We start from the raw sequence: 18,785 nt of genomic DNA, 5'->3' as shown, positions 1-18,785 counted from the left end.
AGGACACCGCCGCCCAGCCGGGCGCGCCGGTGCCGAGGACCGTGAGCGCGGCGGTGGCGAGTGCCCCGAGGCTCCTGGTCGCCGCTCGTCTTCCTCTGCTGGCCATGGCGGTCACCCTCCGGGCTGGAACGTCGGTGCGTGGTACGAGCAGGCGTGCCGCACCCGGCGCGGGGCGCACAGGCGCACGGCGCAGCCATGGTGACGCAGGAGTGCGCCCCCCGTCATGGATCCAGGGTGAAAACTTGACGGTGTGTTGACCCGTATGGCGGCCCGGCCGACCGGACGGACCCTCAGGTCAGCAGGGCGCGCCCGTACCAGTCCGAGGTGTTCCGCACGCCGGGCAGGGCGAAGAAGTAGCCGCCGCCGAACGGCGTGATGTAGTCGGTGAGCGGCTCGCCCGCCAGCCGGTGCTGCACCGTCTCGAACTGGCGGGCCACGTCCTGCTGGTAGCAGCTGAACAGCAGACCCATGTCGAGGTTGCCGGCCGGGTCCATGCCGCGGTCGTAGTTGTAGGCGCGGCGCAGGATCCGCTGGCCGGCGGTGGCCGCCGTACGGGGGTTGGCGAGGCGGATGTGGGCGTCGAGCGGGATGACGTCGCCCTTGGGATCGTCGGGGTACTGGGGCGTGTCGTGCTCGTGGTCGCCGTCCAGCGGCGCTCCGGAGGAACGCGCGCGGCCGAAGATGCGCTCCTGTTCGCTCAGCGCGACCCGGTCCCAGAACTCCACCAGCATCCGGATCAGCCGCACCACCTGGTAGCTGCCGCCGGTCGCCCAGTCCGGCTCGCCGAGCCCCCTGCCCACCCACACCAGGTGGTCCATCTCGCGGGCGCTGCTGACGTCCGGGTTGGCGATGCCGTCCTTGAAGCCCATCAGGTTGCGCGGGGTGCCGGACGGCCGCGGCGGATTGGTGAAGCCGTCCATGCGCCAGCGGATCTGGAGGCCGCCCCGGGTGTGCCGGGCGAGGTCGCGCAACGCGTGCAGGGCGATGTCCGGGGCGTCGGCGTGCAGTTGGAGGCTGAGGTCGCCGTGGCACCACTCCGGCCGCAGGTCGTCGTCCGGGAAGGACGGCATCGCCGTCAGCTTGCGGGGCCTGAGCGCGCCGAGGCCGAACCGGTCGTCGAAGAGCGAGGCGCCGACGCCGACGGTCACCGCCAGCTGACCGGGCGGCAGCCGGTCCCCGAGGATGCCGGAGTCGGCGGGCGGGCCGGTGATGCCCACCGGGGACGGTGTGCCGCCCGACGTCAGGAAGCGGGCCCGGTTGGTGAGCGTACGCAGCAGTTCGGCCAGGTCCGCACGGCTCTGCGCCGTCACGTCCAGCGCGGCGAACACACAGCTGCGGCGGGGCGAGGCGAGCACGGACGCCTGATGGACGCCGTGGAAGGGGGCCAGGGGTGTGTCCCCCGTGGACGGTTCGGCGGCCGTGGGCGCGGCCGCGCCGCCCGCGGCGAGTCCGGCGCTCGCGAGGGCCGCGCCGCGCAGGAAGCCGCGCCGGCCCACACCACCGGCCCGCTCCGCCGCGCTCACACCGTCCTCCGCGGGTCGCACAGGGTCGCCACCGACGCCAGCCGCTCCACCAGGTCGCCGACGACCGAGTCGGTCCGCTCCCGCTGGGCGCGGCTGAGCCGGTCCACCGGGGGCCAGCGGCCGTCGTGCCGGAACCCGTCCAGCGTGTGCCCGGCAGCGTCCACCTTCTCCTCCAGCTCGTTCAGTTGTGCGTACCGGGTGCGGAGCAGGGGGCGCAGCCGGGTCAGTACCGCGCGGGTGCCGTCGAGGTTGGCACGCGCGGTGGCGAGGGTGCTGCCGCTGCCGAAGTCGGTGCGGCCGGTCAGCTCCAGCCGGAGGGTGTCCTCCAGGATCTCGTGCGCGCGCAGGCCGAGTTGCGCCGGGTCCATGCGGGTCTGCGCCCAGCTGTCGCGCAGCCCGGTCACGGCCTTGACCAGTGCCGCCGCCGGAGCCCGCAGCCGGCCGGCCGGCTCCCCGTGCCACAGCCCGTACTCGACGCGGTGGAACCCGGTGAAGTCCTTGTCCTGCACCCCGCCGGGCAGCCCGGCGTCCGTGCCGTCGATCCGCGCGGCCGCGTCCCCGAAGGCGTCGTAGGCCGCTCCCAGCCGCTCGTACCGCAGATGGGCCTGCAGCCAGGCCGACCGGGCACCGGCGAGGTCGCCGCGGTCGATCGCCCGCCGCAGCGTTCCCGTCAGCCGGACCACCTCGTCCAGGCCGCCGCCGACCCACTTCTGGTAAGCGATGGCCGGGGGGATCAGGTCGTGCTCCGTGACGGGGGCCGCGCCCGGGCCGCGCCGCCCCGAAGCGACCCGCACACGGGGGCCGGTGACGGCGTCGGCGTCCTCGGGCACGCAGGTGAAGGCGTAGCTGCCCTTGCCCAGCCGGACCGTCAACTGCCGTGTCGTGCCCGGTCCGACGCCCTCAACCTCGCCGAACACCACATGGCTCAGCGGATCCTCGAGATAGACCTCGGCGGACCGGTCGGAGGTGTTGCGCAGGTCGAAGGTCTGCACTCCGGGCGCCGGCCGGGTCCAGCCCCGGCCGCAGTGGCTCGGCGAGACCTCGACGGTGACCGGCCGCGCCCGCCCGCCGTCGTCGCGCCCGTCGCCGAGCGAGAGCGCCAGCAGGCTTCCTCCCAGCACCAGGGCGAGGGCGAAGAGCAGTACTCCGGCCATGCGGCCGGAGAGGGACCGCGTGCCCAGGCGGGGCAACGGCATGGCGAGCCTTTCCGGAAACGACGTACGCAGGTGTCCGCGCGGCCGCACACACGCCGGCCGGACCGCCTCATGCTAGACAGCCTCAGGGGCCCGCACAGCCGTCCGGACGATACGTTGACCTGGAATTCCGCTCGCCTTCACCGGCCGTACGCCGCGGGCTCCGGTCAGCGGACCGGGAATCCGAAGGCGTAGCCCTGCTGCTTCAGCCAGGGCAGCAGGGTGCGCAGGGCAGCCACGGTCTGGGAGCGGTCGCCGCCCGCGTCGTGGAAGAGCAGCGTCGGGCCGTTGGTCAGTTCGCTCTTGACGGTGGCGACGATGGCCGCCGTGCCGGGGCGCTCGAAGTCCTTGGAGTCGACGTTCCAGCCCAGCGGGCGCATGCCGCGCCCCGCCGCGAGGTGCCGGCTGTACGGGGTGAACGCGCCGCCCGGGGCCCGGTAGTACATCGGCCGTACGCCGCCGGACGCCTTGGTGATCTGGCGTTCGGCGTCCAGGATCTGCTGCGACTGGTAGGCCTCGGACTTCTTGTCCATGGCGGTGTCGTGCGACACCGAGTGGTCGCACAGCCGGTGCCCGGCGGCCACCACCTGCCGGACCAGGTCGGGATGGGCCTCGGCCTGGGGGCCGACCATGCAGAACGTGGCCTTCACGCCGTTGTCCTTCAGCACCTGCAGCACCTGCGGGGTCCAGTTCGGGTCCGGGCCGTCGTCGATGGTGATGTTCACCGCGTGGTCGCCGTGGTCGGAGGCGTGGACGATCGTGGCGGACACCGGCGCCGCCTTGGGGGCGGCGGGCCGCGCCGCCGGGTGCTGCCCGCCGACGGGACCGGCCTGAGCGGTCCACACCGACGTGGCGGCGGCCACCGCCGTCACCCCGACCGCCGCCGCGATCACCCGGCCGTACCATCCCCGCCCGCCGTGCCGTGCCATGTCCGCCCCGTTCCTCGCCAAGTCGATCGGTCCCTGTGTCCCCGTGCACCTGTCAGGACGGGCGGGGGCGGCCGCGGGATCCCTCTGTTACGGATCACGGACAATCCCGCGGTGGTCCTGCGACAGAGGCGAAGCCCCCGGTACCGGCCGCCGACGGTGCCGGGCGCCAAGTCGTCTGCTGCACAAGGCATTTGCCTGGAATGCGCCCCGGCATCATATCGTGACAAGCCGGGACCGAACGCCGAGCGGACAGCCGATCGGGTGCAGGGGAGGATCCTCGACGGTGGCCGAGGAACGGCTGCTGCCACCCGCATACGGCGTCGGGAGCGTTGCCCGGGTCCCGGGAGCTGGTCGCGGTGACGGACCTGCTGGAACGGCCGCAGCTCGAAGGCGCCCACGCCTTCGAGCTGCGGCCGTTCCGCATCCGCGCGCTGCGGATGCGACCGGAGTGGCTAGTTGCGTCCCGCGCCCTTCTCGCCGATGTGGAAGATCCGGTGGCTGTCGCGGGTCATGTCGACGACCAGCTTGGTGGTGCTGCCTCGGCTCCAGGTGAGGGTGACGACGGCCTCCGTGTGGTTGCGGACGGTTCCGGCGTCGGTGACCTTCCAGGCGAGCGGGACGTTCTGGGCGCGCAGGACGCCGTCGGCGTGCGCCCGGTCCTCCCAGGCCGCCAGCTCCTTCTGGAAGGCCGGAGTGAGGTAGTGGCTGCGCAGGGCCTTCCCGAGGTTGCCGCTGTCCTCGTCGAGCACCGCGTCGATGTAGGTGCCGTAGAAGTCGGCGATGCGGGTGATGTCGTCGGACGGCTTGCCGCTGACGCTGCGCGGGGCGCCGGCCGAGGCCTGGGCGGTGGCGCCGAGGCCGAGGGCGGCGGCGAGGACGCCGGCGGCCAGGACGGTACGGGTCTTGCTGCTCATGTGTGTTCCCCGTTTTCGGAGTAGGGCCGAGTCGCGCCGGGTGGCGCTGTCGGTGGTCGACGGGCCGCTTCCGCCACCCCCGTGGCGAGGAGCGGTCCCGGTCGGCGGTCAGGCGGGTCGGGCGGTCAGTGGAGCTTGTTCACGGCTGTGACAGCCGTCTTCTCGAAGGCCTTGACCGGCGCGTCCCCGAAGTCGCCCAGCTGCGCCCACCCGACGACCGTGACGGTCCTGCCGTCCCGGCCGACGGAGAGCAGACGGATGTCGGAGGCGCCCCAGGAGGTCACCGTGTGCAGGCCGTACACGTGGGCGCCCTCCTCGACGGGCAGCGTGCCGTAGTCCTCGAGCGTGGCCTCGGTCCCCGGGTCGGCCTTCTCGGTACGTGCCGCACAGGACTTGATGTCCTTGTCCAGCCGCGAGAAGCGCCCCTTCGCCGCAGCCGTCGTGGACAGCCGCACGGTGACCTGACGGGCGCTCGTGTCGAGGTCGGTACCGAACTCCCGGTACCAGGTGTCCGACCCGGAGCCGCCGAGCGCCTTGCTCAGGCAGCGGTCCTGTTCCACGGCCTCCGGTACGCCGGCGGTGACCTTGCCGGCCGTCCAGGGCGAGCTCGGGTGCGGCGGCAGATCGGCCGCCGCGAGGAAGCCGGGCGCCCTGGCCGCGGCGTTCGCCGGTGTGGCGAGCGCCGCGCCGAGGGTGAGGCCTGTGGCGGCGAGAGTGAGGAGCGCGCCTGCTCGGGTGCGTTTGGGCATGGGTGTCCCCCGTGGATGAGTGCATGGGTGTCGTCTGTCGCCCGCCGCCGGCTGGTCGGTGCGGCCCTGGTCGGTGCGACACCCAGAGCATCGGCGGTCAGGGCGGGCCGGCGCAACGCCGGATGCCCGTCCGGCGGTGGTGGAACCATCCCAGCCCATCTGACGTGCAGGTATATGGGCCGCCTGGGATACCGGGATACCGGATACGGGCACACGTGGGAGGACGGGGGAGCGGTGTCGACCGGGAACGACGTCGAGCAGTTCGCGGCGCTGCTGCGCCGGCTGAAGGACCGCGCGGACCGGAGCTACGGCTCTCTGGCGCGGCGCCTCGACATGAACACCTCCACGCTGCACCGCTACTGCGCGGGCGAGGCGGTCCCGCAGGACTACGCCCCGGTGGAGCGCCTGGCCGTCTTCTGCGGCGCGACACCGGAGGAACGGCTCGCCCTGCACCGCTTGTGGCTGCTCGCGGTGAGGGCACGACAGCGGCCGAGGGCGGGGGAGGGAGTGGCGAGACCGACAGGGGCGGGGGAACCGGCGGAGCCGCCGAGCACGAAGGGGGCGCTGGAACCGGCAGGGGGCGAGCGGAATCCGGACCGGGACAGCCGGACGGCACGGAACGCGGGTGGCAGCGCGGGCGACGTGGACGGCGGCGCGGACGGCACGGGTGGGGACGAGGGCGGAACGAGCGGTGCACGGCCGGGACATGACGCGGAAGCAGACGGCGCGGGAGTCCCCGCATCCGGCGCTCCGGGGCCGGGCAGTTTCGAGCCGACGGTCCCGTGGGACGCGGCCCGCTCCACCGCGGCCCGCTCCACCGGCCGGCCCTGGTACCGCCGTCGGCGCACCGTCGTCGGCGCCGCCGCGGCGACCGTGCTGCTGGTGACGCTGGGCGGTCTGTCGGCACTGTCGGCCGACCGGTCCCACGGCGACTCGGCCAAGGCCCCCGTTCCGTCCCCCACGGCGGGGAGCGGTACGTCACACCACCCCTCGGCCACTTCGGCCGGCCCCTCGCCCAGCCGTTCGCCGGCCCCGCCCTCCGCGGGAAGACGGGCTGCGGGACCTCCCGGCGCAACGGGTGGACCGTCGGCGAACACGAAGGGGGAAACCCCCGTACCGACCGGTGTGCCGCTCACCTGGACTGCCGACTCGCAGGTCTGGCAGGACGGTTGCGGGCACGACTACGTGATCGACAAGGCACCGGCCCAGGTGCCTCCACCGCCGGTGCAGCAGGACGCCGGGGTGTGGGCGGCGACGCAGGGGGCGGTGCACGGGCGGCAGACGATCGTGCAGATCTCGGTTCAGGGGAAGTCGTCCACGGCCGTGGTCCTCACGGCCCTCCGGGTCCGTGTCGTCAGCCGCGGCGCCCCGGTCACCGGTACCGCGTACGCCATGGACCAGGGCTGCGGCGGTGGTCTGACCCCCCGTGACTTCTCCGTGGACCTGGACGTCGACCGCCCCGTCGCCCACGCGCGCCCCGGCAACGACAGCGGGAAGCCCCTCCCGGCGGTGCGGTTCCCCTACCGCGTCTCCGCCGGGGAGCCGGAGGTGCTGCTGGTCACCGCGACGACCGAGGCCTACGACTGCGCCTGGTACCTGGAACTCGACTGGTCGTCCCAGGGCCGCACCGGCACGGTCCGCATCGACGACCACGGCCGCCCGTTCCGTACCAGTGGCACCAAGGGCCTGCCCCGCTACTGGTACGGCACGAACGGCCAGGGTGTGCGTGAGTGGGTGCCCGCCGGCTCCTGAGGCGCGCAGCCCGTCCCGGCCGTCAGCGGCCGTAGCGGCGGTCGCGGTCGGCGTACGAGCGCAGGGCGCGCAGCAGGTCGATCTGGCGGAAAGCCGGCCACAGCACGTCCACGAAGTGCACCTCCGCGTACGCGGACTGCCACAGCAGGAAGCCCGACAGGCGCTGCTCACCGGAGGTGCGGATGATGAAGTCGGTGTCGTGCCCGGCCGGCGAGTACAGGTTGTCGGTGATGTGCTCCAGGTCGAAGTCCGCCGCCAGATCCCGGGGATCGCCGCCCGCGCTGATGTGCTTGTCGAACGCCGCCCGGACCGCGTCGACGATCTCGCGGCGGCCGCCGTAGCCGACGGCGACGTCGACCTTGAGACCGCCGCGGCCGGTCGTGGTGGCGGCGGCCTCCTTCAGGACGCGCGCCGTGTTCCCGGGCAGCAGGTCCAGTGCGCCGATGATCTCGATCTGCCACGGTTCACCGGGCGCGCAGATCCGCCGCACCGTCTCCTCGATTATGTCGAGCAGCGGGCCGAGTTCATGGGCCGGACGGTGCAGGTTGTCGTCGGAGAGCATCCACAGCGTCACGTGCTTGATACCGGCGTCGGTGCACCAGTGCAGGAAGTCCGTGACCTTGGCACCGCCGACGCGGTAGCCCTCCCGGACGTCCTGATGACCCGCACCCCGCGCCCAGCGACGGTTCCCGTCCAGCATGATCGCCACGTGCCGTGGCCGGGGCAGGCCCTCCAGCTTGCGGTTCAGACGCCGTACGTAGACCGCTTCCAGCGCCGCGCGCAAGGCCTTCATCGCCACGCCCATGTCCCTTCTCCTACCCGGTGCTCGAGGGCGCAACGATAGTGCCACGCAGTCCGGGCCCACCGCACAGGCCCACCGGCCGGGAGCGGGCGGAGCGGCGCGTTCCGGCCACACCGGTCGGCCGTCAGGGGCAGACGAACGACTGGAATGGGCGGCCGGTTGGTGCGCACCGGTGCCGGCGACGGCCGCATCGACTACACGGGTCGACCACTCCAACTTCTGGGCTGAGGCGCACGGCTGACGCCCGCCCCCGGCCCGCCCCCCGACCGGCGTCGCTCCGGAGGGGCGGGGCGGGAAGGGCTGGACGGGTCACCCACCCTCACCTAGACTCGCTGTCCAGAACTGGATTTTCTGTCGACCCCGCGGATCGCGGGCGCGACAGTGGGGGAGGCCTTCATGGACAGCGCGGAGCCGGATGCCGGCAGCCGTACGGCCGCGGCCCACACCGACGCCGACGAGCACCTCGTCCGCGAGCTGGAGAAGGTCGCCGTCGCCCTCGGGCGCATGTTCCCGGGCCTGTGCGAGGTCGTGCTGCACGACCTGCGCGACCCCCGGCAGGCGGTCCGCGCGATCGAGAACAACCTCTCCGGCCGCCGGGTGGGGGACTCCGCGACCGAGCTGGGCCTGGCCCGCATCGCCGACCCCCGGTACCCGAGCGTCGTCCAGAACTACCCCAACCGCTTCCCCGACGGCCGCCCGGCCAAGAGCACGTCGATCGGCATCAGGAACAGCGCCGGGGACTACATCGCGGCCCTCTGCCTGAACCTCGACGTCTCCGTGCTCTCCCCGGTCACGCTCGCCCTGTCCCAGCTCGTCGCCACCGACACCGGCCACCCCGACGAGCCCTTGGAAAGCCTGCGTCACCGCAACGCCCGCGCACTGCGCGAGGCGGTCGAGGCGGGCGCCGCGGAGCGCGGGGGCACCCCGCGGTCCCTCGGCCGCGACGGCAAGAGGGAACTCGTACGGCAGCTGCACCGGGACGGCTACTTCGACTCGCGCGACGCCGCGCAGACCATCGCGGACCTCCTCGGCGTCTCCCGCGCGACCGTCTACAACTACACCAAGTGAAGGACCGCTTCATGAGCACCGCAGGACCGGGCACCGCTCCCGGCCGCCCGGCCGCCGCCGAAGCGGCCGCCGCCACGCTGGCCGACCCCGACACCCCGTTCGCCGTCGTCGACGTCGCCAAGGTGCTGCGCAACGCCGAGCGCCTCGCCCGGCGTGCGGACCGGCTCGGCGTCACCCTGCGCCCGCACGTCAAGACGGCCAAGAGCCTCCCCGTCGCCGCGCTCCTGCACGACGCCGCCGGCCCGGGCCCCGTCACCGTCTCCACCCTCGCCGAGGCCGAGGCGTTCGCCGACGGCGGCCACAGCGACATCACCTACGCCGTCGGCATCGCCCGCCACAAACTGCCCCGCGTGATCGCCCTGCTGCGCCGCGGTGTCACCCTGCGCGTCCTGCTCGACAGCCCCGCGCAGGCGGCCTTCGTCGCCGAGGCCGCGCGGGAGGCGGGCATCGCCGTACCCGCCCTGATCGAGATCGACTGCGACGGCCACCGCGGCGGCCTGACGCCCGGCGCGCCCGAACTGCCCGTCGTCGCCCGCGTGCTGCACGACGCCGGCTGCCTCGACGGCGTGCTGACCCACGCGGGCGAGTCCTACTTCGCTTACACCGCCGGGGAACGGCGCCTGGCGGCGGAGAACGAACGTGACAGCGCCGTCGCCGCCGCCGGCCGGCTGCGCCGCGCCGGCCTGCCCGTGAACGTCGTCAGCGTCGGCTCCACACCCACCGCCCACGCGGCCGAGGACCTCACCGGCGTCACCGAACTGCGCGCCGGGAACTACCTGTTCTTCGACCTCGTCATGGCCGGGCTCGGCGTCTGCGACCTCGACGACCTGGCGCTGTCGGTCACCGTCACCGTCATCGGGCACCGCCCCGAGTACGGCTGGATCATCACCGACGGCGGCTGGATGGCCCTGTCCCGGGACCGCGGCACGTCCGCCCAGCCCCAGGACCAGGGCTACGGCCTGGTCACCGATCTGACCGGCCGGCCGATCCCGGGCCTGGTGATGACCGGCGCCAGCCAGGAGCACGGCACCCTCACCGCACGCGACGGCGCGCCGCTGCCCGACCTGCCCGTCGGCACCCGCCTGCGCGTCCTGCCCAACCACGCCTGCGCCACCGCCGCCCAGCACCACGGCTACCACGTCGTCGACGGCACCCGCACCACCGCACGCGCACCGGAGATCCAGGCCTACTGGCCGCGCGTCACCGGCTGGTGACCAGCCGCCCCGGCCGGCACCCCGCTCCCACCACCCCGCCTCCCATGACTCCGAGGACACACCATGGCCGCCGCTTCCCCCGTATCGTTCGACGACGTCCGTGCGGCCGCCGCACGCCTCGCGGGCATCGCCCACCGCACCCCCGTCCTCACCTCCCGCACCCTCGACTCCCTCGTCGGCGCAGAGGTGTTCGTCAAGTGCGAGAACTTCCAGCGGGTCGGCGCCTTCAAGTTCCGCGGCGCCTACAACGCGGCCGCCCAGCTCACCCCCGCACAGCTCGCCAAGGGTGTCGCCGCCTACTCCTCCGGCAACCACGCCCAGGCCACCGCCCTCGCCGCCCGCGAACTCGGCACCAGCGCCGTCATCCTGATGCCCGAGGACGCCCCCCGCTCCAAGCGGGAGGCGACCGCCGGGTACGGGGCGGAGATCGTGACCTACGACCGCTACACCGAGGACCGCACCGCGCTCGGCGAGGCCCTTGCCGAGGACCGCGGGCTGGCCCTGATCCCGCCCTACGACCATCCCCACGTCATCGCCGGGCAGGGCACCGCCGCCCTGGAACTCCTGGAGGACACCGGGGACCTCGACGCCCTCCTCGTCCCCGTCGGCGGAGGCGGGCTCATCGCCGGCAGCGCCACCGCCGCCACGGCACTGTGCCCCCGCATCAGGGTGATCGGCGTCGAACCCGAGGCGGGCGACGACACCAAGCGCTCCCTCGAACAGGGCGAACGCGTCACCATCCCGGTGCCCCGGACCATCGCGGACGGCCAGGCACTCGACACCCCGGGCGCGCTCACCTTCCCCGTGAACCAGCGCCTGGTCGACGCCGTGGCCCTGGTCGGCGACGACGAGATCGTCGACGCCATGCGGTTCGCCTTCGAGCGTCTGAAGATCGTCCTGGAGCCGAGCGGCGCCAGCGCCCTGGCCGCCCTCATGGCCGGACGGATCGACAACCCGCCGCGGCGCATCGGCGTGATCGCCTCGGGCGGCAACATCGACAGCGAGCGGTTCGCCGCGCTCCTCGGCCGCTGACCCACCCGGCACCCCACCCGGTGATCCGGCCCGGGACAATCCTCGCCATGACCGACGACAGCGACGACGACGCCCGCGGCCGCCTGGCCCGCATCGAGCGGCTGGTGGAGGACCGCGAACGCGAGCTGGCCCCCGCCTGGCGGCGCGCCACCCGCGGTGAGCCGCGCTGGGCGGTGACCGCCGTGATCCTGGCCGCCGTGGCCCTCCAGCTGATGCTGCCGCACCGGCTCGCGCTCCCGCCGTACTGGGCGCTGCCGTTCCTGGAACTGCTGCTGCTGGCCGGGCTGATCGCCGCCAACCCCCGGCGCGTCGAGCCGCGCACCCGCCCGCTGCGCTGGCTGGGACTGGTCCTGACCGCCGTCATCAGCCTGGCCAACGGCTGGGCGGCGGTCCGGCTCGTGACGGACCTGGCGCGCGGCCGCGCCGGGACGGACGCCGTACCGCTGCTGGTGACCGGCGGCGGCATCTGGCTGACCAACGTCATCGTGTTCGCCCTGTGGTACTGGGAGCTGGACCGCGGCGGCCCGATGAACCGGGTCCTCGGCCGGCAGCAGTTCGCCGACTTCCTCTTCGTGCAGATGCAGAGCCCGGAGCTCGCCCCGACGGACTGGGAACCGGCGTTCCTGGACTACCTGTACCTGTCGTTCACCAACTCCACCGCCTTCAGCCCGACCGATGTGATGCCCCTGTCGCGGTGGGCCAAGATGCTGATGATGGTGCAGTCCTCGGTGTCCCTGGTGACCGTCGTCCTCGTCGTCGCGCGGGCCGTCAACATCCTGAAGTGACCGCCCGGCCACCGCCCCGGCCCGCGCTGACCTGCTGTGACTTCCCCCACCTGCCCTTGCCGCGGCCTCCGGGACGTCCTTACGTTCGAAGCATGTCCTCCTCCGGCCCCGCCCCCGAGCCGTTCCCCTTCACGGTCGACCTGACCTCCCACGAGATGCTCCGGCGCACCCACACCATGGCCGCGCTGGGCCCCGGCTGGGACCCGGTCGCGGCGCTGCGCGGCGAGGAGGAGGCCTACGCCCTGCTGTACTCCGGCCTCGACGCGGAGCAGCAACGCCTGTACGACGAGCTCGTCGCGGCCGGGGTGCTGCCCGGACCCGGGGGCGGCCGTGCTGCCTCTTGACCCGCAGGCCGACATCGGGCGCCGCGCCTGGGTGCCCTGCCCCAACTGCGCCGACCACCGCAGGTGCACCACGTGCCAGGAGGGGAGAGCCTGCCACGCCCACTGGCGCTACCTGCTCTCCAACACCGGCAGCCTGCTGCACCTGCAGTGCCCCTCCTGCCGCCACGTCTGGTCGCACGAGAGCCACTTCGGCGCCACCCGTCACGGGGAGTAGGACGCCGCCGCCCGGTCAGCGGCTGCCGGTCCAGTCGTGGGCCACGTCCACCACCACCCGGCCGGGCACCTGGACCACCCGGAACGGCAGCCGGGCGCGGACCCCCAGCCCCACCTGCGTCTCGCCCTCGAAGCTGCCGGCGAACCGCGTGTCCCGGAAGGTGCGGTACCCGCGCACGTCCACGCCCGGGAGAGCGCGGCCCACCCGGCCGGGGTACGTCGGCGCGCCGCTGCCCGGGTCGTAACTCGGAGCGCCCACCCGTATCTCCAGTACGGCACCGCCGCCGACCGGAATCGGACGGCCGGTGGCGATCGCCCGGAGCCGGTCGACGTACCGGACGGAGAAGCCGACGGACCGGCCGCCGCCGGGCACGTCGAACACCAGCCGGTCGTAGCAGTCGTGCCGACCGGCCCTGACGTCCGTCAGCGGTTGGGTCCCGGTGGACGGTCCGCCCTTGGCGCCGCTGCCCCAGCCGGTCGGGCAGGCGGTGGCCCGGACGGCGGCCGCCGGAGCGGCCTGCGCCGCCGTCGCCGTCGCACCCGCCGCGCCGCCCGCCAGCAGCAACGCCGCCCCGATCGCCCATGTTCGTCGCATGATGACCCCCTTGGTCGCGCCATGCTCTTATGGGGTGAGACATGCGGGTATGGCGAATGGTTGCATCCCCGTCCCGGGACGCCCGCCGGATCGGGCTCAGAACGGGGGAGGGGCCTCGTCGGGAGCCGGGGGCAGCGCGAGGTGGGCGAGGTCGCCGGGCGGGGGAGACCTCACCGGCCACAGGGGAGCGGCGGTGCCGTCGGCGACCGCGGCCGGCGCGTCGGTGAGGTTCATGCGTTCGCGCAGGCGGCCGTAGAAGTCCGTGGGGCCCAGCCGCACCGCCCTGAGCCGGCGCGGAGCGGCGTACACGCCGATCCAGTCGCCCGGGTCGAGGACGCCCCGCACCTGGCCGTCGATGCTGACGGCGGCCTGCCCCGACCGTTCGAGCACCCGCAGCGCGATCGGCTCGTCCGGAGCGGCCACGACCGAGCGGTCGAAGGCCATGTGCGGGGCCACCGGCGTGAACACCAGGCCCTCCGCGCGCGGCGAGACGACCGGACCGCCGGCGGCGAAGCTGTACGCGGTCGAGCCCGTGGGCGTGGCCACCAGCAGCGCGTCGGCGGAGTACGACGCGAGGAGCCGGCCGGCCAGGTAGACGCCGACCGACACCTGGCGGTCCCGGGCCAGCTTCTCCACGACCACGTCGTTCAGCGCGACGACGTTCAGGGCGACCCCCCAGTCGTCACCGGTCTCGCACTCCACGCGCACCCGGGGCGGGGGCAGCGTCGGCTCATGGCTGTAGTGCAGCAGCGCCTCCATGTGCGGGGGCACCTCCAGCCGGCAGGACGCCCGCAGGGTGAGCAGCATCCGGCTCTCGACGGTGATCCGCTCCTCCCGTACGGCGTCCAGGGCCGCGCGCACCGACGGGGCCGGCACCTCCGTCAGGAAGCCCAGCCGGCCGAGGTCGACGCCCAGCACCAGGGCGTCGTTCTCGGCGGCCAGCCGGGCCCCGCGCAGGAACGTCCCGTCGCCGCCCAGGGTGACGATGAGGTCGGGGCCGCCCGCCGCGTCGATCTCCTCCCGGGCGCTGCGCCGCGCCCCCTCCTGCCACACGTCGATGTCGGCGCATCCGACCGCGTGCTCGGCGCACCAGGCGCGCACGGTGTCGGCGGCGGCCACGGCCTCCGCCCGTCCCTCGTGCACGACCAGGCCGACACGGTTCACCGTCATACCCGCCACCGCCTCCCAGCCGGCTCGCCCGGACAGCCATCGTGACCGCGAACCGGGCCGCCCCCCGGACGCCACGCCGCCGGGGGTGCGGCCCGGCTTTTCCGCGTGCCGGTCCCGCCCGGTTCCTGTCACCGGCGTGTCACAGGTGATCCACAGCGGAAACCCCCGACCGGGAGGACCGGTCTCCGTCGATGACACCGGCACCGAGCCGGCGTCCTCGCACATCCACGACCTCGGGGGATCCCATGCAGAACCGCACCGCCGTCCGCGTCACCGCGTCGGCACTGACCGCCGTCGCCGCCGTCCTGTCGCTCTCGGCCTGCCAGCCCGGCGACAGCACGCCCACGGGCAAGGCCCCGGCCGGCAAGAGCCCGTCCACGCCGGTCTCCTCGCCCAAGGGCCCGGCTCCCGCCACCTCGCGGCCCTCCTCCGGCGGCACGGCGACCGCCCCGGCCGCCCCCGCCTCCCCGGCGTCCGCCACGTCGGCCGGTACGGCACCGACGTGCGCGGCCACCGCCCTGAAGGCGACGGCGCGCCAGGCCGCCGACCGCCCGGACGGCACCGGCACCGGAGCGGCGGTCGTCGAGTTCACCAACGTCTCCGCGCGGCCCTGCACCGTCACGGGCCACCCGACGGTGGCCGGGGCGGGCAACGGCTCGCCCGAGCGCAACAAGCCGCTGACGGTGACCCCCGCCGGCGCCGCCACCGCCGTGCGCCTCGCGCCGGGCGGCAAGGCGTGGGTGAAGCTGACCTTCGTCCAGGTGCAGGGCGAGGGCGACGGCTACTGCGCGTCCGGCGCCCGGCCCGTCGCCTACCCGACGCTGGTGGTCGGCCTGCCCGGCTCGGGTGCCCAGCAGGTGGCCCTGGACGACGGCCTGTTCGCGGAGTGCGACAACAAGGTCACCGCGACAGCGGTCTCGACGGTGAAGCCGGCCTGAACGCGCCGTGCCGCATCCTGACGGACGCGGTCAGCGGGCCGCCGAGGAGACGGCGGCCCGCGCCGTCCGCTCCACCAGCGCGACACCGTCCTTCATCGACGCGTTGCCGTCGGAGAGGACCGCGACGAGGTAGTGGTGTCCGCCGGACGTGATCCGGCCGACGCTGTTGACGTCCCACAGGCCGGTCGTGTCGCGCTGCAGCCAGCCGTTCTTCAGGGCCCAGCCGGCGCCGGAGGCGGCCGAGACGCCCCAGGACTGCTCGGCGGCGACCCGGCTCATCAGCGTGCGGAGGTAGGCGCGGGAGCCGTCGCTGAGCGCGGCGGGCCGGGAGCCCGCCGCAGCGGTGTCGAAGACCGCGCGCAGCAGCCGTATCTGGTCGCTCGCCGTGGTGCGGGTCAGCCCCCAGCGGCCGCCCGGGCCGCCCTGGGTGGAGGTCAGCCCCAGCCGCCTGTTCGCCTTCGCGAGGCCCGGGGCGAGGCCGACGCGCCGCCACAGGGCGTTGGCCGCCGCGTTGTCGCTGTGCTCGATCATCTTCTCGGCCTGGGCGCGGTCCTGCGCGGTCAGCGGGTGCCCGGAGTCCTGCGCCCGCAGCAGCAGCGCGGCGAGGATGTCGACCTTGATGATGCTGGCCGTGTCGTAGGGGGAGTCGTCGCCGTACACCGCCGGGGTCCGGCCCGTGGCGTCCAGGTCGAGCACCGCCGCCGTCACACGGGCCGTGGCCCGCGGAGCGGCCGAGGCCGGTGCCGGGGCGAGGGCACCGGACCCGAGCAGGGCGGCCGTCGCGGCCATGAGCACTCCGCGGACGGCGGTACGTCCGCGCGGGTTCCGGCGCAGGCGTGCGGACAGGGTTCGGTAGGGCATGGTGCGGGGCCTCGGCGGAGCAGACGGCAGGGACACAGAACTGCGAACCTAAACAAAACGCCCGCCCGGCGAGGTGACCGGTGCCACTTCAGGCCCCTCCGGGCGCCGTTTGTGAGCAGAACGACAGATCGCGGGAACTTGGCCCCGGCTCCGCCGGGCGCCCGCTGTTGCCCGTGTCCGCGCGGGGGGAAGATGATGACCGGAGAGGCGGACCGGCCTCGGGAGGCGTCATGAGCACATCAGCGGAGCCCAGAGTGTCCGGCCTGGAGGTCCGGTCCATCGACTACGTCCCGCTGGACGAGCGGCACGGCAAGCTCTGGCACCTCGGGCCGCTGTGGTTCATGTCCAACGCCCAGATCGCCACCCTGGCGGTGGGGCTGATCAGCATCACCGAGGGCGGCAACCTCATCTGGTCGCTGCTGGCGATCGTGGCCGGCACCGTCATCGGCACCTTCTTCATGGCCTTCCACTCGGCCCAGGGCCCCCAGCTGGGCCTGCCGCAGATGATCCAGTCGCGGCCCCAGTTCGGCTACGTCGGCGCCCTGCTGGTGTGGCTCTTCGCCTACGTGCAGTACGCCGGGTTCAACGTCTTCAACAGCATCCTCGCCGCGGACTCCCTGCACGCCACGCTGCACGGCGGCGTCAAACTGTGGGTCGTCGTGGTCACCGCGGTGGCGTTGCTCATCGCGCTGGTCGGCTACGACATCATCCACAGGGCCGAGCGCTACCTGACGTACACCTTCCTGGTCATCTTCGGGATCTTCACCGTCGGCGTCCTGGTCACCCTGCACTACCCGGCGGGCTCCTTCGACCTCGGCGCCTTCAAGTGGACCCCGTTCCTCGCGCAGTTCGGCGTGGTCGCCGGCTACCAGATCAGCTGGGCCATCTACGTCTCCGACTACTCGCGCTACCTCCCGCCGGACGTGACGGTCCGCAAGACCTTCTACTGGACCTACTTCGGCTCGGCGCTCGGCGGCATCTGGCTGATGGTGCTCGGCACGCTGCTCGCCGCCTGGGCCGGCAAGAACTTCGACACCATCCCGTCCATCAACGCCGCCGGCGACAAGGTGTTCACCGGCTTCGGCGCCATCGTGCTGCTCTTCGCCGCCCTGGGCCTGATCTCGGTCACCGCGCTGAACATGTACGGGGGTTCACTGACCCTCATCAGCGGCATCGACTCCTTCAAACGGGTCCGGCCGACCCTCGGCGTCCGCCTGCTGACCCTCGGCCTGACCGCCGGGCTCTCCCTGGTGGGCGCGCTGGCCGCGACCTCGCACTTCCTGCGGAACTTCAACGACTTCCTGCTCGTCGTGCTGTACCTGTTCATCCCGTGGACGGCGGTGAACCTCATGGACTACTACGTGGTGCGCCGGGGGCACTACGCCATCGCCGAGATCTTCAACCCGAACGGCATCTACGGCCGCTGGGGATGGCAGGGCATCGTCTCCTACCTGGTCGGCTTCGCCGCCATGGTCCCCTTCTTCTCCGTCGGCACGATGTTCGCCGGCCCCGCCGCCAAGGCGCTCGGCGGAGCCGACATCTCCCTGTTCATCGGCCTGCCGGTCTCCGCGCTGCTGTACTGGTGGCTGACCCGCTCGATCGACGTCGAGGCCGAGACCCGCCTGGCCCGGGAAGAGGCGGCAGCCCTGGAACAGGCCGCCCGGGAGCACCGCGAGCCCTGACGCACCGCGCCCTAATCAGCTGCGTGACGCAGCGAGATTCCGATAGCCTGTCCTCTGCGTAGCGCAGACAATGTGCAACGCAGTGATAATCCTGTCCGTCCCCGACCCGCTTCACAAGGAGCCTCCGTGACCACCATCGCCGTCGCCGGCGCGACCGGTGTCCAGGGCGGTGCCACCGCCCGTGCCCTGCTGGCCGGCGGGCACCGCGTCCGCGCGCTCACCCGCGACCCCGCCGGCCCGGCCGCCGAGGAACTGCGCCGGCTCGGTGCGGACGTGCGCCACGCCGACTTCGACGAGCGCGCCTCCCTGGACGCCGCGCTCGCGGGCGCCGGCTCGCTGTTCGCGGTGACGACGCCGTTCGGGACGGACACCGCGACCGAGGTCCGGCAGGGCAGGGCCCTGCTCGACGCGGCGGCGGCCGCCCGCGTCGGGCACATCGTGTTCACGTCGGCCGCCCACGCCGACCGCGGAACGGGCGTCCCGCACTACGACAGCAAGGCCGAGATCGAGCGCCATCTCCGGGCGACGGGCGTCCCCTGGACGGTCATCGCGCCGGCGGCCTTCATGGACAACTTCGCCTCCGGCTGGACCCTGCGGGGCCTGCGCGAGGACACCTTCGCCTGGCCCATGCCGGCCGACCGCCTCCTGACGCTCGTCCCCGCCGAGGACATCGGCTCCTTCGCGGCCCTGGCCCTGCGCCGGCGCGACGACTTCACCGGCCGCCGCATCGACCTCGCCTCCGACGCACTGACCGCCACGCAGATCGCCGCCGCCCTGTCCGCCGCGACAGGCCGCCCGGTCGGGCACCGCGAGGTGCCCCTCTCCCACGTCCGCACCCGCTCGCACGACCTGGCCGCGATGTTCGCCTACCTCGGCACCACCGGCCTCGACGTCGACGTCACCGGGCTGCGCCGCGCCCACCCCGAGGTGCGCTGGCACACCTTCGCCGACTGGGCCGCGGCCCAGGACTGGCCCGCCCTGCTCGCACCGGACCCCAGGGAACCCGTCCCGGGCCACTGAG

General features: G+C 73.7%; 19 protein-coding genes. 10 read left to right on the top strand and 9 right to left on the bottom strand.

What is annotated here, in order from left to right:
- Positions 1-290 precede the first annotated feature (290 nt).
- The 5 genes from efeB to AQJ66_RS34495 form a co-directional block, all read right to left on the bottom strand.
- Positions 291-1,523 carry an iron uptake transporter deferrochelatase/peroxidase subunit gene (efeB, locus tag AQJ66_RS34515; protein WP_079060592.1) on the bottom strand — a complete coding sequence of 411 codons (1,233 nt, stop codon included), beginning with the start codon at positions 1,521-1,523 and terminating at the stop codon, positions 291-293.
- Positions 1,520-2,719 (bottom strand): EfeM/EfeO family lipoprotein, encoded by a 1,200-nt coding sequence (locus AQJ66_RS34510; RefSeq protein ID WP_061930158.1) that lies wholly within the window; start codon positions 2,717-2,719, stop codon positions 1,520-1,522. The genes efeB and AQJ66_RS34510 overlap by 4 nt, the downstream gene beginning before the upstream one ends.
- A 164-nt stretch (positions 2,720-2,883) precedes the next feature.
- Positions 2,884-3,645 (bottom strand): polysaccharide deacetylase family protein, encoded by a 762-nt coding sequence (locus AQJ66_RS34505; protein WP_061930155.1) that lies wholly within the window; start codon positions 3,643-3,645, stop codon positions 2,884-2,886.
- Positions 3,646-4,097: 452 nt separating this feature from the next.
- Positions 4,098-4,559: a hypothetical protein gene (locus AQJ66_RS34500; protein ID WP_061930152.1), complete on the bottom strand. Its 462-nt coding sequence runs from the start codon at positions 4,557-4,559 to the stop codon at positions 4,098-4,100.
- 125 nt (positions 4,560-4,684) lie between these two features.
- A complete protein-coding gene (locus tag AQJ66_RS34495; RefSeq protein WP_061930149.1) occupies positions 4,685-5,308 on the bottom strand; it encodes a hypothetical protein in 624 nt (207 codons plus the stop codon).
- A gap of 234 nt (positions 5,309-5,542) precedes the next feature.
- Here AQJ66_RS34495 and AQJ66_RS34490 point away from each other — a divergent pair, with 234 nt between their 5' ends.
- Positions 5,543-7,060: a transcriptional regulator gene (locus AQJ66_RS34490; protein WP_061930146.1), complete on the top strand. Its 1,518-nt coding sequence runs from the start codon at positions 5,543-5,545 to the stop codon at positions 7,058-7,060.
- 22 nt (positions 7,061-7,082) lie between these two features.
- Here the strand turns inward: AQJ66_RS34490 and AQJ66_RS34485 are convergent, their stop codons facing one another.
- Positions 7,083-7,865 carry an isoprenyl transferase gene (locus tag AQJ66_RS34485; RefSeq protein ID WP_061930141.1) on the bottom strand — a complete coding sequence of 261 codons (783 nt, stop codon included), beginning with the start codon at positions 7,863-7,865 and terminating at the stop codon, positions 7,083-7,085.
- Positions 7,866-8,258: 393 nt separating this feature from the next.
- On the opposite strand from AQJ66_RS34485, the gene AQJ66_RS34480 reads away from it, so the two are divergent.
- The 6 genes from AQJ66_RS34480 (at position 8,259) to AQJ66_RS34455 (ending at position 12,519) form a co-directional block, all read left to right on the top strand.
- Positions 8,259-8,930: a helix-turn-helix transcriptional regulator gene (locus tag AQJ66_RS34480; RefSeq protein ID WP_061930138.1), complete on the top strand. Its 672-nt coding sequence runs from the start codon at positions 8,259-8,261 to the stop codon at positions 8,928-8,930.
- Between the two features lie 11 nt (positions 8,931-8,941).
- On the top strand, positions 8,942-10,144 hold the full coding sequence (locus tag AQJ66_RS34475) for an alanine racemase (RefSeq protein WP_061930134.1): 1,203 nt from the start codon (positions 8,942-8,944) through the stop codon (positions 10,142-10,144).
- A gap of 63 nt (positions 10,145-10,207) precedes the next feature.
- Positions 10,208-11,176: a threo-3-hydroxy-L-aspartate ammonia-lyase gene (locus tag AQJ66_RS34470; protein ID WP_061930131.1), complete on the top strand. Its 969-nt coding sequence runs from the start codon at positions 10,208-10,210 to the stop codon at positions 11,174-11,176.
- Between the two features lie 47 nt (positions 11,177-11,223).
- Complete coding sequence (locus tag AQJ66_RS34465; RefSeq protein WP_061930128.1) at positions 11,224-11,961, top strand: DUF1345 domain-containing protein; 738 nt, start codon at positions 11,224-11,226, stop codon at positions 11,959-11,961.
- Positions 11,962-12,053: 92 nt separating this feature from the next.
- Positions 12,054-12,305, top strand: coding sequence for a DUF6400 family protein (locus AQJ66_RS34460; RefSeq protein WP_061930125.1), 252 nt, complete (start codon positions 12,054-12,056; stop codon positions 12,303-12,305).
- Positions 12,292-12,519 (top strand): hypothetical protein, encoded by a 228-nt coding sequence (locus tag AQJ66_RS34455; protein ID WP_061930122.1) that lies wholly within the window; start codon positions 12,292-12,294, stop codon positions 12,517-12,519. The genes AQJ66_RS34460 and AQJ66_RS34455 overlap by 14 nt, the downstream gene beginning before the upstream one ends.
- Before the next feature lie 15 nt (positions 12,520-12,534).
- Here AQJ66_RS34455 and AQJ66_RS34450 read toward each other — a convergent pair whose 3' ends face one another.
- Both AQJ66_RS34450 and AQJ66_RS34445 read right to left on the bottom strand, forming a co-directional pair.
- Positions 12,535-13,113: an AMIN-like domain-containing (lipo)protein gene (locus AQJ66_RS34450; protein ID WP_061930119.1), complete on the bottom strand. Its 579-nt coding sequence runs from the start codon at positions 13,111-13,113 to the stop codon at positions 12,535-12,537.
- Between the two features lie 96 nt (positions 13,114-13,209).
- On the bottom strand, positions 13,210-14,283 hold the full coding sequence (locus AQJ66_RS34445) for an NAD(+)/NADH kinase (protein ID WP_061930116.1): 1,074 nt from the start codon (positions 14,281-14,283) through the stop codon (positions 13,210-13,212).
- A 245-nt stretch (positions 14,284-14,528) separates the two neighbouring features.
- On the opposite strand from AQJ66_RS34445, the gene AQJ66_RS34440 reads away from it, so the two are divergent.
- A complete protein-coding gene (locus AQJ66_RS34440) occupies positions 14,529-15,221 on the top strand; it encodes a DUF4232 domain-containing protein (RefSeq protein WP_061930113.1) in 693 nt (230 codons plus the stop codon).
- A gap of 30 nt (positions 15,222-15,251) precedes the next feature.
- Here the strand turns inward: AQJ66_RS34440 and AQJ66_RS34435 are convergent, their stop codons facing one another.
- Positions 15,252-16,082 carry a serine hydrolase gene (locus AQJ66_RS34435; protein ID WP_107119128.1) on the bottom strand — a complete coding sequence of 277 codons (831 nt, stop codon included), beginning with the start codon at positions 16,080-16,082 and terminating at the stop codon, positions 15,252-15,254.
- 230 nt (positions 16,083-16,312) lie between these two features.
- Between AQJ66_RS34435 and AQJ66_RS34430 the strand changes: the two genes are divergently transcribed.
- The gene (locus tag AQJ66_RS34430; protein WP_208611521.1) at positions 16,313-17,764 is read left to right on the top strand and encodes a purine-cytosine permease family protein; all 1,452 of its coding nucleotides are present in this window, start codon (positions 16,313-16,315) and stop codon (positions 17,762-17,764) included.
- Positions 17,765-17,890: 126 nt separating this feature from the next.
- Positions 17,891-18,784 carry an NmrA/HSCARG family protein gene (locus AQJ66_RS34425; RefSeq protein WP_061930107.1) on the top strand — a complete coding sequence of 298 codons (894 nt, stop codon included), beginning with the start codon at positions 17,891-17,893 and terminating at the stop codon, positions 18,782-18,784.
- Position 18,785: the final 1 nt, after the last annotated feature.

It is taken from the genome of Streptomyces bungoensis (genome assembly GCF_001514215.1).
Lineage (GTDB): Bacteria > Actinomycetota > Actinomycetes > Streptomycetales > Streptomycetaceae > Streptomyces > Streptomyces bungoensis.
The sequence above is the reverse complement of the archived record's forward strand: the minus strand, read 5'-3'. Positions and strand labels throughout refer to the sequence as shown.